Consider the following 15,088-nt stretch of genomic DNA (forward strand, 5'->3'; position numbering starts at 1 on the left):
TCTCCTTTTTACGTCCTCAGCCATCATGACTGTCTTAATGATTTCTCACTGCAATTTCTTGACCAAATTGCTTTTTCTGTGCAGTACGTTTTGTTCGGTCAATTACATCACCGGCTAATTGCCCGCAAGCGGCATCAATATCATCGCCACGGGTTTTACGTACAATCACGGTGAACCCATATTCCATCAAGGTTTTTTGGAAACGATCAATACGCGAGTTTGAGCTTTTCGCATAAGGTGCTTCTGGGAACGGGTTCCAAGGGATCAAATTGATCTTACATGGTGTATTTTTTAACACCTGTGCTAACTGATGTGCGTGCTCCACACCATCATTAACATGATCTAACATTACATATTCAATAGTCACTTTACCGTGATTCGCATTCGACACGCTTAAATAACGGTTTACCGAATCCATCAACATTTTGATGTTATATTTTTTATTGATTGGCACAATTTCATCACGCAATTCATCATTCGGTGCATGTAACGAAATCGCCAACGCCACATCAATCATTTCACTTAATTTATCTAACGCAGGTACAACACCCGAAGTGGATAACGTCACACGGCGTTTTGATAAACCATACGCAAAATCATCTAACATGATTTCCATCGCAGGCACAACATTTGCCACGTTTAACAATGGCTCGCCCATCCCCATCATTACCACGTTGGTGATCGGACGCACACCAGTTACTCCAAAGTTACCAATAATTTTTGAGGCGCGCCAAACTTGACCAATAATTTCAGACACCGTCAAGTTACGGTTAAACCCTTGTTGTGCAGTCGAACAGAACGTACAAGCCAACGCACAACCTACTTGTGAAGAGACACATAAGGTGGCACGATCTGCTTCTGGAATATACACGGTTTCCACTTGCTGATCGCCCACTTGCATTGCCCATTTAATAGTACCGTCAGCAGAACGTTGCTCCACCGCGACTTCAGGGGCTTTAATTTCAGCTACTTGTTTTAATTTATCTCTTAACTTCTTGTTAATATTGGTCATATTGTCGAAGTTATCTTCGCCAAAATGATAAATCCATTTCACTAACTGATCGGCACGAAACGGCTTTTCGCCCAATTCTTTAAAGAACTCACGCATTTGCTGGCGTGTTAAATTCATTAAGTTAATTTTTTTTGCTTGGTCGGTTGATAATTCAACCGTGTTGACTGTATTTGCTGCTTTTTCAGCACAGGTTTGTTGTTCTAACATAACGCCTCGTTGTTACACATTGCGGCCTAGATAATCGCCTATAAAAAATGAGTTGCGATTGTACAGAGTTAGTGCGCATTAATCTAGCAATTTCGCCAAACTCTGTAAAAAAACACCGCACTTTTTTGCGAACTCGATCGAGAAAGAAAAAAGTGCGGTGTGTTTTTTTATAACCTGTTGCTATTTTTGATCCGCGGCTTTCGCGATCGCTTGAATTTCAGCTTCAATTTCTGCCTTAGCATCTGCAATGACGCCAGCGATGGCTTCATTCTTTGCTTCTTCTTTGGCCGTGGCAATGGCTTCGGCGATTTGCTCCGCGTTTTCTTCCCACTCAGCCTGTTCTTTGATGCGTTCTGCGGCTTCTTGTTTGGCGTCGATGATTTCACGGTTAATGTCTTTCACATCGCCTAACAAAATCGCATATTTAACCGTTTCTGGACTGGCTTCAAGGGCAATTTTTAGCACCATTGTCAGTGGCACAGACAGCAACATCCCAACTGTACCCAGTAACCATCCCCAAAATAATAAGGATAAGAAAACGACAAGTGTCGATAAGCCTAAGGTGCGCCCCATCATTTTCGGTTCAATGATGTTACCCACAATCATATTCACCGCACCTACACCAATCGCTACCCCAAGACCTGTTGGAAAACCATTCAGTAATAAGGCTTGCACTACAATTGGCACGGCGGCAATGATCGAACCAATATTGGGAATATAATTAAGCAGAAAACTCAAAGTTGCCCATAAAATAGCATATTGCACATCAGTTAATTCAAGCAGAATATAAACGCAAACACCGGTTAATAAACTGGTCAGCGTTTTCACGCCAAGATAACTAATTACCCCTTGTAAAATCCGATTGATATAATGTTCTTCACGGTGAACATCACGCACATCTGAACTAAACACCAGCGCCAATTTATGTTTCGCAAACGGCGCTTCACTCAGCATAAAAATCACCACAAGGAACAGAACAAATACGTTGGTGACGACGCCGGAAAAGCTTAGTAATGTACTACTCACCAAATTCATGATCACACTCGGATCCATATATTCCATCGTTCGCTCGGTGGATAAATCCAAGGGAATATTCCACTTCTTCGCCAATAATACTAAAGCATTAATCCGTTCTGATAATAAAAGACGATATTGTGGGATCGATTGGGTAAACTCTCGCGCGGTGCTATTGATCAAACTTAACACCGAGAAAAACACCACTAAAATCATCAACAGTAATAAGGTAATGGCAAGCCAGTGCGGGACTTTACGGCTAGTCATAAAGCGGATGATCGGCGAGCAAATGATGGCAATAAAAAGCGATAATAAAAACGGTACCGCAATTTCACTTGCGACTTTGACGCCAGCCAAAATGATCACAATGGCGGCTAAAGCGACCAACACTTTTAAAATAGGCGATTCAACTTTGAGCATTTAGATTGCGTCCTCGTTTTCTTCCCCAGTACGGATTCGGATGACACGTTCAACGTCATACACAAAAATCTTGCCGTCACCAATTTTCCCAGTTTGTGCGGTTTCCATAATGGCTTCAATACATTGATCCACTTGCTCATCAGTCACGACAATTTCCATTTTGACTTTCGGCAGAAAATCCACCATATATTCAGCACCACGATAAAGTTCAGTATGTCCTTTTTGACGTCCAAATCCACGCACTTCTGTAACCGTCATCCCGGTAATACCCACATCAGATAGACTTTCACGTACGTCATCTAATTTGAAAGGTTTAATGATTGCTTCAATCTTTTTCATAAATTTTTCCTTTTTTGACCGCACTTTTATCTCCGCTAACTCGTCTAACGACGGGCGGATTTAGGGCGAAAACTTTCAATCACGTCGGGATAAGTATCAATATAAATCCCGTTGATCAGTTGTAAACAATAGGGCACCGCACTAAAAATCCCTTTCACAATAACCTGACCGTTTTCATCTTTCACCCCTTCTAGCGTTTCTTTAATCGCTTTAGGTTGCCCCGGCAGATTGAGGATTAAGCTGTTTTTACGGATGACGCCCACCTGACGCGATAAAATCGCCGTTGGGACGAAATGCAAACTGACTTGGCGCATTTGTTCACCAAATCCCGGCATTTCACGATCTGCCACCGCGAGAGTCGCATCAGGTGTGACATCGCGTTTTGCCGGTCCAGTTCCGCCTGTGGTTAACACCAAGTGGCAATGGTAATCATCAACGAGTTCACATAAGGTTTGTTCGATACGATCTTGCTCATCAGGAATTAAGCGAGTTTCTATCTCAAAGGGCTCACATAATGCCTTTTCTAACCAAGCTTGTAATTCAGGAATCCCTTGATCAGCATACACGCCTTGTGAAGCACGATCAGAGACTGAAACTAAACCAATTTTTAAAACTGCGGTCATTTTTTCCTCTATTTTTTATTGCCAACTAAACCCAATAATATCTCACCACATGGAAGAAGATAGGTGCCGCAAAGCATAAACTGTCCATGCGATCTAACATGCCACCATGACCACTGATCATATTGCCCCAATCTTTCACGCCCATACTACGTTTGATTGCCGACATCACTAATCCGCCTAAAAAGCCCATTAAACAAATCAGTAAGCTCATCAGAAAGGCTTGTAACGGACTAAACGGGGTTAACCAATACAGTAAACCACCGAGAATTGAGGCACTTAGGATCCCACCGGCAAACCCTTCCACTGTTTTAGAAGGTGATAATGTCGGCGCAATTTTATGTTTTCCGAATAATTTGCCCCACACATATTGCAACACATCACTTGATTGCACGACTAAAATTAAGAAAATCATTAACAATAAATTCTTATTCTCAAAACCCACAATATCCAAGGTTAAGATAGCGGGAATATGGGAAATACAAAATACTGAAATCATAATTGCCCACTGAACTTTCGTGGAACGATCTAGGAAATGTGAGGCATCACCTAGCAAGGCAGACAAAATCGGTAAAAATAAGAAGGCATACACCGGAATAAAGATCGTAAACATGCTAAACCAGTCGATTGCCACAAAATAATATTGTACGGGGAGAATGACATAAAAACAGGCAGCTAACGCAAGATGATCACCACGACGGATATAAATTAATGATAAAAATTCGCGTAATGCCATAAAAGAAATGATAAAAAATAACGCAATCACCGCGTAAAAACCAATAAATGCCGCGGCAAAAATAATCAAAATCATGACCCACCACGCATTAATACGGGCATTTAAATTATCAATCACAGCGTGAGGTGTAGAAAAACCCACTTTCCATTTTAATGTATAACCGATGGCGGAAGCGAGAATTAGGGTGAACATTAAGCCCCAGAAGAGTGTCCAAATTTCCATCTTATTCTCCTTGATATTTTGGATTTAAACGTAATAAGGCGTTTTGCGCACGAGCAAGAAAATCGGCTTTTTCTTCCCCTTGTTGGTAACTTAACGGTTCACCTAAATACAGATCGCAAAGTAGTGGAATCGGTAAAATAAACCCTTTCGGTAACACATTATGCATATTACTAATCCAAACAGGGACCAATTCTAGCGTTGGGTTTTGTTTTGCTAAATGAAATAACCCACTTTTAAAAGGTTGTAAGGCAAGATCATCATCAGTCTTACGCGTGCCTTCTGGGAAAATAATTAATGAACTGTCTTTTAGTGCGTCGCTAATTTGATTAGTTGCCACCTTAGGATCATCACTACCACGTTCAATCAAGAGCATATTAAAGACCTTTTTCGCTAAAAAACGGCGGACTTTGCCTTTTAGCCAATAATCTGCACCCGCGACAGGGCGGGTATTTTGGCGTACTTCATAGGGTAAAGACACCCAAAGTAATATAAATCCCCGTGACTATTATGATTGGCATAATACAGTCGATTTTTTCCTGTAGATTGTTGCGTAACGTTTTTTTGTGGGCGAACACCCGTAATAAAGGAAGTAAAACGACATAAAAGAAAATCAATCAGTTTGGCGAGCATAAAATTCTCCTTATTCAGAGGATGAGATATCCGTGCTTGTTTTTTCAGTGCCATGTTCCACTTGGTTAGGTAACTCAGCTAACCCCGCACGCACACGCTTAATACAGGTCAAAATCAATAATAACACCACGAGCCATGCTACCCAATACAACCATTCCGGCAAAGGAGCGTAGAAGGTATAAGCCAGCCCTAATACACCAAATAAAAACGCACGATCACTTTTTCCCAGTGGACCATCATAACGACGAGTTTGACCTTGTACTTGCCCTAAGATGCCACATAATTCCGTCAACGCGGCAAGCCAAATAATCAACCCAATCAGTAGCGGATCAAACGGAAAAATGCAAGCAAAAGGTAAATATAATGCGGCATCAGAAACCACATCAGTAATTTCATTTAAATACCCCCCTAAGCGTGATTTTTGATGAAACTCACGTGCGAGCATGCCATCAATCGCATTTAACGCCATACGAATAAACAGCCAAATAGGGATCAAAATAAATAACCAATGTACTTCAGCCAGTGCTGTGAGAAAGAGCCCTAGCACAACGGAAATCGCACACGCCAATAAAGTCACTTGGTTCGCTGTTATCCCACGTTGCGCCAGTTTGACAACCGTTGGGCGTAATAGATTCTGAAATTTAGGTTTTAAATCATAAATACTCATGAGCACGCTCCTACTCAGAATGGGAACAGTAAAGGAATTAAAAAGACACTTACGATCATCACTAATAAAGTGAAAGGTACACCAACTTTAACAAAATCCGCAAATTTATACCCACCGGGACCTAATACCATGGTATTCACAGGGGAGGACACTGGCGTCATAAATGCAGCGGAGGCTGCGACTGCAATAATCATCGCAAATGGCATCGGTGATACTTGTAATTGATGGGCGATGGTAATCGCAATGGGAGCCATTAAAATGGCCGTTGCGGTATTAGAAATGAATAGACTCACCGCTGCGCAGAGTAAAAATAAACTCATTAACACCGCATGTAAACCTAATCCCCCCACTGCATCTAACATTAATTTCACCGCTAAATCTACACCACCGGTTTTTTGCAAAGCGATAGAAAAAGGCATCATACCCACAATTAACACTAAACTTGACCAATGGATCGATTCATACGCACTTTTCCCATCGACACAACGGAAATAACCGAGCATTAAACACGCAATTAGGGCAGCAATCACATTCGGTACAACTCCACTCACCATTAATACCACCATGGTTAAAATCGCAAATACCGCATGTGGTGCTTGTGTGGCGGCGGGGACCGCTCTTTCCATTTCAAGCGGATAGTTTAAAACATAAAAATCTTTCGCATGATGCTGCATCTGTGCAATGGCTTTCCAATCCCCGACGACGAGAATCAAATCCCCTAAAGCATAACTGACATCCGAAAAATTACCGACTAAGACTTCACCATCACGTTTTACTCCCACCACATTTAAACCAAATTGTGAACGAAAACGCAACTCCGATGTGGTTTTTCCAATACAATCGGAATCTGGTACAAGTGTGATTTCTGCCATGCCAATGGATTTCGCTTGTTGTGAGAAACTTTGGCTACGAATTTCCGCCATTTCTAAATGATTTTCTTGGCAAAACTGCTCTAAATCGAATTCAGGATGACTGCTGTCCATCATTAAAATATCTTTCTCACGAATCTCAGAGGTGCCTAGCGCGGCAATAAACATCGGTCTAAATCGTTTCCAACGTTCAATAGCTAACACATTTAAGCCATAACTAGAACGCAGATGAAGTTCGTCTAAATTTTTCCCAATGAATGGCGAGCCTTTTTTGACAACCAGTCGTTTGGTCCGCTCACGTAGCCCATACTCATCGATCAAATCATTCATTGAGCGTCGACTGGTATCTTTTTTGGTTTGTTCTTCAGGATCAGTTAACCAACGGCGCGCCACTAACATATATAAAATCCCCATGGTCAGTACGACTAGACCGATAGGGGTAAAATCAAAGAAGTGAAAACGAAAATCCGTATTACGAATCAATTCCGCATTGACGACTAAGTTAGGAGCGGTGGCAATCAAGGTCATCATGCCACTAATTAAACCAGCGACACTCAGCGGCATCATAAGCCGTTTCGGTGAGATATTCATTTGCTGACAAATGACTAACACCACTGGAATAAAAATCGCCACAATCCCTGTCGAACTCATAAACGAACCGAGTACCGCCACCGCGAGCATTAACAAAATTAGCACTTTGGTTTCATTATTTTTCGAGGCTTTTAATAACCATTCACTCACTTGATAAGCAATCCCAGTACGTACAATTCCTTCTCCGACAATGAAAAGTAATGCAATCAAAATGACATTAGGATCACTAAAGCCTGCTAAAACTTCATTTACACTTAAAATGCCACTTAACGCAAAGGCGACAATCACTAATAATGCCACCACATCCATGCGGATTTTATTACGTACAAATAAGACAATCGCGCCAAATAAGAGCAGTAAGACCCAAAATAACGAACTTGTCCAGAAAGGTGCTTGTAAGCTGAGCTCCACGTTAAACTCCTCACAAAATAAATAGATGAATTATAAAGTATTGAGTAATTTTCGCACAGGCGCAAAACTACGTCTATGCTGGGCTAAAGGTCCCAACTCGGCTAATTTGGCTAAATGCAACGCCGTTGGGTAACCTTTATGTTGCGCAAAGGCATATTCCGGATAGCGTTTATCTAACTCAGCCATTTCTTGATCGCGTGCGACTTTCGCCAAAATGGAGGCAGCGCTGATTTCTGCCACCAGTCCATCACCTTTCACAATCGCTTGTGCTGGGATCATGAGCTCTGGCACACGATTGCCATCCACTAACACAAAGTGCGGTTGAATTTTCAAATTTTCGACCGCTCTTTTCATCGCTAACATGGTGGCATGCAAAATATTTAATTGATCAATTTCCTCTGCTTCTGCGCGCCCCAAACTCCAAGCTAAGGCTTTTTGCTTAATTTCTTCGGCTAACAAAAGGCGTTTTTTTTCAGACAGTTTTTTCGAGTCATTGAGACCTAAAATAGGTTGATGAGGATCTAAAATCACCGCTGCCGTCACAACCGCGCCCACTAAAGGTCCGCGCCCGACTTCATCCACACCTGCAATGAGTTCAACCCCTTTGGGATATTCAAATACCATGTTATTTATCCTCTTGTTCGAGTAATTCAATCACAGCTTGTGCCGCTTGTTTATCTGCATCACATTGGATCAACTTGTGTAAATCCGTAAAGCGTTGAATTAATGCATGACGTTGTTGTAACGCGCTTTCTTCTTGGCTTAAATAAAGCGCCAGTTTTTCAGCAAGATTTTCTGCTGTACATTGCTCTTGGATAAGCTCTGGTACCAACATTTCATTCGCCAATAAATTCGGTAAGGAAACATATTCTGTTTTCACTAAGCGCTTTGCTAAGAAGTAAGTAGTTGCTTTCATACGATAACCCACCACCATCGGCGATTTACATAACATGGCTTCTAGCGCTGCCGTCCCTGACGCTAATAAGGTTGCTTCTGCGGCTATCATGGCTTGGCGAGCCTTTCCGTCTAACAAGATCAGCTCTAATTCTGGCGCGACTTGCGCTTTAATTTGTTCAAATTGTTCACGACGCTTAGCATTAATCAATGGAACCAAGAATTGAATATCAGGATATTGTTGTTTTAACAATTTAGCCGCTTGCAAAAAAGGTTCCGCTAAAAAGGTAACTTCTGAACCACGACTTCCAACAAGTATCGCCACATAACGCTGACTTGCATCAAGATTTAAATATTCACAAGCTTCCTGACGATTTGGTTTTAATGCGATCGCATCTGCCATCGTATGACCGATAAAACGGCAAGGCACCTCAAAACGATCATAAAATGCTTTTTCAAAAGGTAAAAAAGCTAAAACGAGATGCGTCGCTTTGGCAATTTTATGAATACGATTCTGACGCCAAGCCCAAACGGAAGGGCTGACATAATGTATGGTTTTGATGCCATTTTCTTTTAACTTCAATTCAACGTCGATATTAAAATCCGGCGCATCAATACCAATGAAAATATCTGGCTTTTCTTGCAACATGGTGTGAATTAATTGACGACGGATTTTCAATAAACGGGGTAAGTGTTTCACCACTTCGGCTAATCCCATGACTGAAAGCTCTTCCATATCTACCAAGGTTTCCGCGCCTTCTGCCAACATTCGAGGCCCCGCGATCCCAATAAATCGTGCATGAGGATACTGAACTTTCAAACTGCGGATAAGCCCAGCACCCAAAATATCACCCGACACTTCGCCGGCAACAATGGCAATCGTCGGCGGCTGTTTATGTATTTCTTTCATCTCTCAATCCTAGATAAAAAACAACCGCACTTCTCAGGAAAAAAGTGCGGTCGATTTGAGTCAAATTTCGCTTAATTAACGAATAATTCCGCGTGTTGAACGCTTGAAAAACTCAACAAAGAAGCTAATCGCTGATTCTTTTGCCGCCACTTGTTCAATTTCGGGCATCACTTCTTCTAAGGTTTTGCCACTGCGGTAAATCAGTTTATACACATTGCGAATCGCATGTAAGGTCGGTTTATCAAAACCACGACGTTTCAAGCCTTCAATATTCACACCAAACGGTTTTGCGTGGTTGCCTTGCGCCATCACATAAGGTGGTACATCTTGGCTAACCATTGAACCACCACCTAGCATCACGTGTGCGCCGACAATGACAAATTGATGAATCGCAGACATCCCACCAACAATCACAAAATCATCGAGCTCAACATGCCCTGCTAATGTTGCATTATTGGCTAAAATACAACGATTCTTAATGCGGCAATCATGTGCTACATGCACATTCACCATCAATAAGTTATCATCACCAATTACCGTCACAGAACCGCCCTGCGCTGTACCACGGTGAATCGTCACACTCTCACGAATGCGGTTACGATCACCGATGATCGTTCTGGTTGGCTCACCTTGGTATTTTAAATCTTGGTTGGTGTCGCCAATACTGGCGAATTGAAAAATTTGGTTATCGCGCCCAATCTTAGTAATGCCTTTGACGACAACATGCGAATGTAAGATCGTACCTGCACCAATTTCGACTTCTGCACCAACAAGACAAAAGGGACCGATAACAACATTCTCACCAATTTTTGCTCCAGCCTCCACAATTGAGGTAGGATGAATCTGTGCGGTTGGGTGGATCATATTTTACTCCTTGCTTATTATGCGGGACGACGAGCACACATTAATTCTGCTTCGCACACCACTTGACCATCTACGGTTGCCACACCAGTGAAACGCGTAATACCGCGACGCTCTTTCAAGAAGTGAACTTCTAACACCATTTGATCACCAGGTAACACAGGACGTTTAAAGCGCGCATTATCAATTGCAGCAAAATAATAAATTTCATTTTCTAATTGACGGTAAGTTTTACAGGCGAGCACCCCCGTCGCTTGTGCCATGGCTTCCAAAATCAACACACCCGGAAAAATCGGTTGTTCTGGGAAATGTCCCGTAAAGCAAGGCTCATTTACGCTAATATTTTTTACAGCTTTAAGCCATTTACCTTCTTCATAATCCACCACACGATCCACTAATAAAAAAGGATAACGGTGAGGAAGCAATTTCATAATTTCATTTGCTTCAATGATTTTTGTTGTGGTAGTTTCAGTTGTCACAATAGTACCTTCCAATAAAAATAAAACGATAAAACATTCAAAATTATACGGTATTTACGTGCTGAATACAAAACGCACCACAAAAAAGTGCGGTTCGTTTCACGCTTATTTCTTCTCGAATTTCTTTTCTAAGGCTTTTAACCGTTTATTCATCGCATCAATGCCTAACGTCAATGCAGCGGTTTTACGCCATTCTTTATTCGTTTGTAATGGGATACCCGAAGAGTACACGCCAGGTTCAGTAATTGGACGCATCACCATCCCCATACCTGTAATCGTCACTTTATCGCAGATTTCCATGTGTCCATTGATCACACTGGCACCACCAATTAAGCAATAGCGTCCGACGGTCAAGCTACCAGCCATAATCACCCCACCAGCAACTGCAGTCCCGGTCCCAATATGGACGTTATGCGCAATTTGGCAAAGATTATCAATAATCACATTATCTTCAATGACCGTTGGATCTAACGCACCTCGATCAATACAAGTGCAAGCGCCAATTTCGACATGATTGCCAATAATAACTTGTCCAACTTGTGGAATTTTAATCCAACGCCCACGATCATTGGCGTAACCAAAACCATCACTACCGATCACTGCACCAGATTGAATTAAACAATGTTGCCCTATTTCAACCTCATGATAAACACTGACATTTGCCCATAGCTGGGTATAAGCACCAATTTTGCTATTTTTGCCGACAAAGCAGTTAGCACCAATGACTACATGATCACCAAGCGTTACCCCGTCTTCAATCACCGCATTGGCACCAATTGAGACATTTTTGCCTATCACAGCACTAGCCGATACCACCGCACTGGCGGCAATGCCGCTCGCAGCTTTCGGCGTGCTATCCATATATTGTGCTAGAACGGCATAAGCCACGTACGGATCTTTTACAATCAATAAATTACTTTGCTCTGCACAAAACGCCACATCCGCTTCTGACACCACCAAAATCCCGGCATGAGATTGTGCCAGTAAGGAACGGAACTTAGGATTAGAAATAAAGGTAAGCTGTTTTTCTGTCGCCTTATCTAAAGGCGCAATACTTTCTACAACAACATCGGCGTTACCACGAATGGTAGCGCCGATCTGTTGTGCTAATTCTTGGAGGGAATAAACTTGCATTATTTCGCCTGTGTCGCAGGAATGACTTTTAGAACATCTTCAGTAATATTTTTTGCATCTGCAGCAAACACGACTGCACCTTCATTCAGTACTAATGTATAGTTTTTCTCTCTTGCAACCGTATTTACCGCGTTTTGAATGCTATCCACTAATTTTGCGGTTTCTTCACGTTCACGTTTTGCATAATCGTCTTGATATTTACTGACTTCTTCATCATGTGCAGTAACGAGTTTATTGATCGCTTCTTGCTCGCTATTGCCGAGTTTATTGATTTCTTCTTCACGTTTTTTAATATCTGCACTGCGTAATTTCGGGGCATCTTTTTGTAATGCAGCAACTTTGGCTTCAACTTTCTTTTGAGAAGCGGCAATTTTTTCATCAATGCTTTTTTTATTTGCAGTGAGTTTTTCTACTCTGGCTTTAAACTCTGACTCTAATTTTTCTGCCACCATTTTACGATCTGGGTGATTTTGAAATAAATAATCCCCACTGATAAATGCAATATTTTCTGTGGCCATGGCTAAAGACGAAGTAAAGGCTAATGCTAAAGAAAGTGCGGTAACTTTGACTGCTTTTTTCATTGGTTTCTTTTCCTATTTCAATAAAGATATGAATAAATACTGTGCCGAACGCTGACGGCACAGATGGCTGTTTAGACTACAATTTTTTACATAAGTTCCAATCGCTTATTAGAACGTCCCACCAATGCTGAATTGGAATTGCTCAATTTCATCGCCTTGGTATTTTTTAAGAGGTTTCGCATAAGAGAACACTAACGGTCCAATTGGCGATTGCCATTGAAGCGCCACCCCAGCTGAAGCACGAACGCGACTTGGGTCACTGTAATCTGGCACATTCAATTTTGCAAATTTTGCTTTATCCTCTGCTTTCCAACGCGTATTCCACACACTTGCGGCATCCACAAACAAAGAAGTTCTTACTGAGTTTTGGTTTTTGTCTGCGACAAATGGTGTTGGGACAATGAGTTCGGTACTGGCGGTGACCATTGCATTCCCCCCAATCACATCGCTACTGACTAAACAATAGCTGTCAGGACATTGACGTGTACGATAAATTGCATTTGGTCCAATCGCACCATAGGCAAAGCCACGTAAACTCCCGATACCGCCTGCGCTATAATATTGATAGAACGGCAAACGCTTACCACCAAATCCATCAGCAAAAGAGGCACTAATACGGCTTGAAAGTACCCAACCATGTTCACGATCTAACGGATAGAACCCTTGTGCTTCTGCATTGAGTTTATAATATTTATTGTCTGAGCCCGGAATGGTCACTCGTCCACCAATATTGGCACGTACCCCTTTGGTTGGGAAATAGCCACGGTTAAGACTGTTATAATTCCAACCAAAAGACAAATCAAAATCGTGCGATTTAAAGGTCCAAGAATCATTATATTTCATTGATTGACGATATAAATCACGATTATATTCCGGTGCGATATTCTTCAGTTTATTATACGTATAGCCCACACCAAGATAATATGAGTTATTCTCATTCACCGGAAAGCCTAGTGTCAAATTACCACCATAGCTAGTCCGTCCATAGGCCGCAGAGGTATTACTTTTGGAACTATCATATTCTTCAAAGAAAACATTGCCACCGAGGCTCACACCATCTTTGGTAAAGTACGGCTCATTATAACCAAGATTGATTGTAGTACCGTAGTCATTACGCGTCCCACCTAAACTAATAGAAGATCCCATTCCTAAGAAGTTATCCTGTTTAATACTGGCTTGGTAGCTCAACCCACTTTCTGTACCATAACCAATACCAAAGTTAATGCTACCCGTATTACGCTCTTTGACTTTATAAATCACATCGACTTGATCAGAACCCGGGATAGCTTCTGTTTTGGTTTCTACACTCTCAAAGAACCCCGTACGATCTAAACGTAATTTACCTAACTCAACCAACTCCGAGGATAGCCAAGCGCCTTCTTGTTGACGCATTTCCTGACGTAAGGTGCTATCTGCACTACTTGTATTGCCTTCAAAACGAATTTGGCGAACCGTATAACTTTTGCCTGCTTCAACAATAAAATCTAACGAAATCGTTTTATCTTGTTCGTCAAATGTCGGGTGAACATTGACTTGCGCAGTCGCATAACCTCTTTCACCTAACTTCGATTTGATGCGTTGTTCAACTTCCAATACGTTTGCGCGACGGAAAAGACCATTTAGTTGAATCGTATCTAAAATCGGGGCAAGTTCTGCTGACATGCCACCCACATCCCCTAGAATACGCGCGCTTTTCACTGTATATAAGTCACCTTCTTTCACTTTAATAATGACACGCGCTTCTTTTTTATCATCACTTAATTTGATATCAGTATCTAAAATTTGGAATTGCGCGTAACCACGATCTAAATAATAGCTACGTAAGGTTTCTAAATCTTTATTGAATTGGGTTTGATCAAATTTGTTACCAAACAATTTCCACCATGCATCTGTTTGAAGTTCCATTTGATCTTCTAATTTACTGCTGCTAAACGCTTGATTACCTTCAAAAATAATTTCTTTAAATAGCGCAACATCATCTTCATTAATTTGAATTTTAATTTCCGCGCTATTATTTGGTAGTGTATTCACGATAGCCTCTACCTTCGCGTTATAGCGACCGACACTATTGTAGTGTTCGACAATCCCTTTCCGGAATTCTTCTAATTTAGCACGGTTTAATACATCACCGACTTTAAAGCCATTCGCATCTAAGTTTTGTTTAATTGCTTCATCAGGAATCGATTTATTACCGTCAATCACGACGTTTGAAATAACAGGTTTAGGCATGACTGTCACAACTAAAGTATTCCCTTCGCGACTTGCTTTCACATCATCATATTGCCCACTCAGGAATAATTTTCGTACCACATTAGCAATATCGTTATCTGTTGCTCGCTGCCCAACACGAACAGGAAGTGTAGCTAATACACTTCCTTCTGTACCTGCTTGAACACCGTCAACACGAATGTCTTTCACTACAAACGGCGCAGCAAATGCAGTGGTTGAACCAAATAATAAGCTCGCAATTAAAAGTTTTTTCATCGTGAAT

The 15,088-nt window shown here is 41.5% G+C and carries 14 protein-coding genes and 1 pseudogene; all 15 read right to left on the reverse strand.

The genetic code is table 11. The annotated features are described in order from the left end of the window. Positions 1 to 34: 34 nt before the first annotated feature. The 15 genes and pseudogenes from rlmN to bamA all read right to left on the reverse strand — a co-directional run bounded on the left by rlmN (position 35) and on the right by bamA (position 15,081). A complete protein-coding gene (gene rlmN / locus CKV69_RS06380; RefSeq protein WP_010907446.1) occupies positions 35 to 1,219 on the reverse strand; it encodes a dual-specificity RNA methyltransferase RlmN in 1,185 nt (394 codons plus the stop codon). A gap of 180 nt (positions 1,220 to 1,399) precedes the next feature. Then, entirely contained in the window at positions 1,400 to 2,653 is a 1,254-nt protein-coding gene (locus CKV69_RS06385; protein ID WP_005755688.1) for an AI-2E family transporter, read from the reverse strand. Beyond that, complete coding sequence (glnB, locus tag CKV69_RS06390) at positions 2,654 to 2,992, reverse strand: nitrogen regulatory protein P-II (RefSeq protein WP_005725112.1); 339 nt, start codon at positions 2,990 to 2,992, stop codon at positions 2,654 to 2,656. 44 nt (positions 2,993 to 3,036) lie between these two features. Continuing rightward, positions 3,037 to 3,615 carry a molybdopterin adenylyltransferase gene (mog, locus tag CKV69_RS06395; protein ID WP_005737641.1) on the reverse strand — a complete coding sequence of 193 codons (579 nt, stop codon included), beginning with the start codon at positions 3,613 to 3,615 and terminating at the stop codon, positions 3,037 to 3,039. A gap of 25 nt (positions 3,616 to 3,640) precedes the next feature. After that, positions 3,641 to 4,570 (reverse strand): phosphatidate cytidylyltransferase, encoded by a 930-nt coding sequence (locus tag CKV69_RS06400; RefSeq protein WP_005725108.1) that lies wholly within the window; start codon positions 4,568 to 4,570, stop codon positions 3,641 to 3,643. Between the two features lies 1 nt (position 4,571). Then, positions 4,572 to 5,200, reverse strand: a pseudogene (locus CKV69_RS06405) (lysophospholipid acyltransferase family protein). Between the two features lie 10 nt (positions 5,201 to 5,210). Further along, positions 5,211 to 5,867, reverse strand: coding sequence for a CDP-alcohol phosphatidyltransferase family protein (locus tag CKV69_RS06410; RefSeq protein ID WP_014326357.1), 657 nt, complete (start codon positions 5,865 to 5,867; stop codon positions 5,211 to 5,213). 14 nt (positions 5,868 to 5,881) lie between these two features. Continuing rightward, positions 5,882 to 7,738 carry an SLC13 family permease gene (locus tag CKV69_RS06415; RefSeq protein ID WP_005755681.1) on the reverse strand — a complete coding sequence of 619 codons (1,857 nt, stop codon included), beginning with the start codon at positions 7,736 to 7,738 and terminating at the stop codon, positions 5,882 to 5,884. Positions 7,739 to 7,768: 30 nt separating this feature from the next. Next, positions 7,769 to 8,362, reverse strand: a complete 594-nt coding sequence (gene rnhB, locus CKV69_RS06420; protein WP_005725099.1) for a ribonuclease HII — start codon at positions 8,360 to 8,362, stop codon at positions 7,769 to 7,771. A 1-nt stretch (position 8,363) separates the two neighbouring features. Beyond that, positions 8,364 to 9,542, reverse strand: coding sequence for a lipid-A-disaccharide synthase (lpxB, locus tag CKV69_RS06425; RefSeq protein WP_014326358.1), 1,179 nt, complete (start codon positions 9,540 to 9,542; stop codon positions 8,364 to 8,366). Between the two features lie 75 nt (positions 9,543 to 9,617). Further along, positions 9,618 to 10,406, reverse strand: a complete 789-nt coding sequence (gene lpxA / locus CKV69_RS06430) for an acyl-ACP--UDP-N-acetylglucosamine O-acyltransferase (RefSeq protein ID WP_005719528.1) — start codon at positions 10,404 to 10,406, stop codon at positions 9,618 to 9,620. Positions 10,407 to 10,423: 17 nt separating this feature from the next. Next, positions 10,424 to 10,882 carry a 3-hydroxyacyl-ACP dehydratase FabZ gene (fabZ, locus tag CKV69_RS06435; RefSeq protein ID WP_005719526.1) on the reverse strand — a complete coding sequence of 153 codons (459 nt, stop codon included), beginning with the start codon at positions 10,880 to 10,882 and terminating at the stop codon, positions 10,424 to 10,426. A gap of 105 nt (positions 10,883 to 10,987) precedes the next feature. After that, the gene (gene lpxD / locus CKV69_RS06440; RefSeq protein ID WP_005725095.1) at positions 10,988 to 12,016 is read right to left on the reverse strand and encodes a UDP-3-O-(3-hydroxymyristoyl)glucosamine N-acyltransferase; all 1,029 of its coding nucleotides are present in this window, start codon (positions 12,014 to 12,016) and stop codon (positions 10,988 to 10,990) included. Then, on the reverse strand, positions 12,016 to 12,597 hold the full coding sequence (locus tag CKV69_RS06445) for an OmpH/Skp family outer membrane protein (RefSeq protein WP_005719521.1): 582 nt from the start codon (positions 12,595 to 12,597) through the stop codon (positions 12,016 to 12,018). The genes lpxD and CKV69_RS06445 overlap by 1 nt, the downstream gene beginning before the upstream one ends. 108 nt (positions 12,598 to 12,705) lie before the next feature. Continuing rightward, complete coding sequence (gene bamA / locus CKV69_RS06450) at positions 12,706 to 15,081, reverse strand: outer membrane protein assembly factor BamA (protein WP_005755679.1); 2,376 nt, start codon at positions 15,079 to 15,081, stop codon at positions 12,706 to 12,708. Between the last annotated feature and the right edge of the window lie 7 nt (positions 15,082 to 15,088).

The organism is Pasteurella multocida (assembly GCF_900187275.1).
Taxonomy (GTDB): domain Bacteria; phylum Pseudomonadota; class Gammaproteobacteria; order Enterobacterales; family Pasteurellaceae; genus Pasteurella; species Pasteurella multocida.

Bases quoted from the DNA above. Each gene is read 5' to 3' on its own strand.
- rlmN (WP_010907446.1), bottom strand. From the start codon at position 1,219: ATGTTAGAACAACAAACCTGTGCTGAAAAAGCAGCAAATACAGTCAAC.
- CKV69_RS06385 (WP_005755688.1), bottom strand. From the start codon at position 2,653: ATGCTCAAAGTTGAATCGCCTATTTTAAAAGTGTTGGTCGCTTTAGCC.
- glnB (WP_005725112.1), bottom strand. From the start codon at position 2,992: ATGAAAAAGATTGAAGCAATCATTAAACCTTTCAAATTAGATGACGTA.
- mog (WP_005737641.1), bottom strand. From the start codon at position 3,615: ATGACCGCAGTTTTAAAAATTGGTTTAGTTTCAGTCTCTGATCGTGCT.
- CKV69_RS06400 (WP_005725108.1), bottom strand. From the start codon at position 4,570: ATGGAAATTTGGACACTCTTCTGGGGCTTAATGTTCACCCTAATTCTC.
- CKV69_RS06410 (WP_014326357.1), bottom strand. From the start codon at position 5,867: ATGAGTATTTATGATTTAAAACCTAAATTTCAGAATCTATTACGCCCA.
- rnhB (WP_005725099.1), bottom strand. From the start codon at position 8,362: ATGGTATTTGAATATCCCAAAGGGGTTGAACTCATTGCAGGTGTGGAT.
- lpxB (WP_014326358.1), bottom strand. From the start codon at position 9,542: ATGAAAGAAATACATAAACAGCCGCCGACGATTGCCATTGTTGCCGGC.
- lpxA (WP_005719528.1), bottom strand. From the start codon at position 10,406: ATGATCCACCCAACCGCACAGATTCATCCTACCTCAATTGTGGAGGCT.
- lpxD (WP_005725095.1), bottom strand. From the start codon at position 12,016: ATGCAAGTTTATTCCCTCCAAGAATTAGCACAACAGATCGGCGCTACC.
- CKV69_RS06445 (WP_005719521.1), bottom strand. From the start codon at position 12,597: ATGAAAAAAGCAGTCAAAGTTACCGCACTTTCTTTAGCATTAGCCTTT.
- bamA (WP_005755679.1), bottom strand. From the start codon at position 15,081: ATGAAAAAACTTTTAATTGCGAGCTTATTATTTGGTTCAACCACTGCA.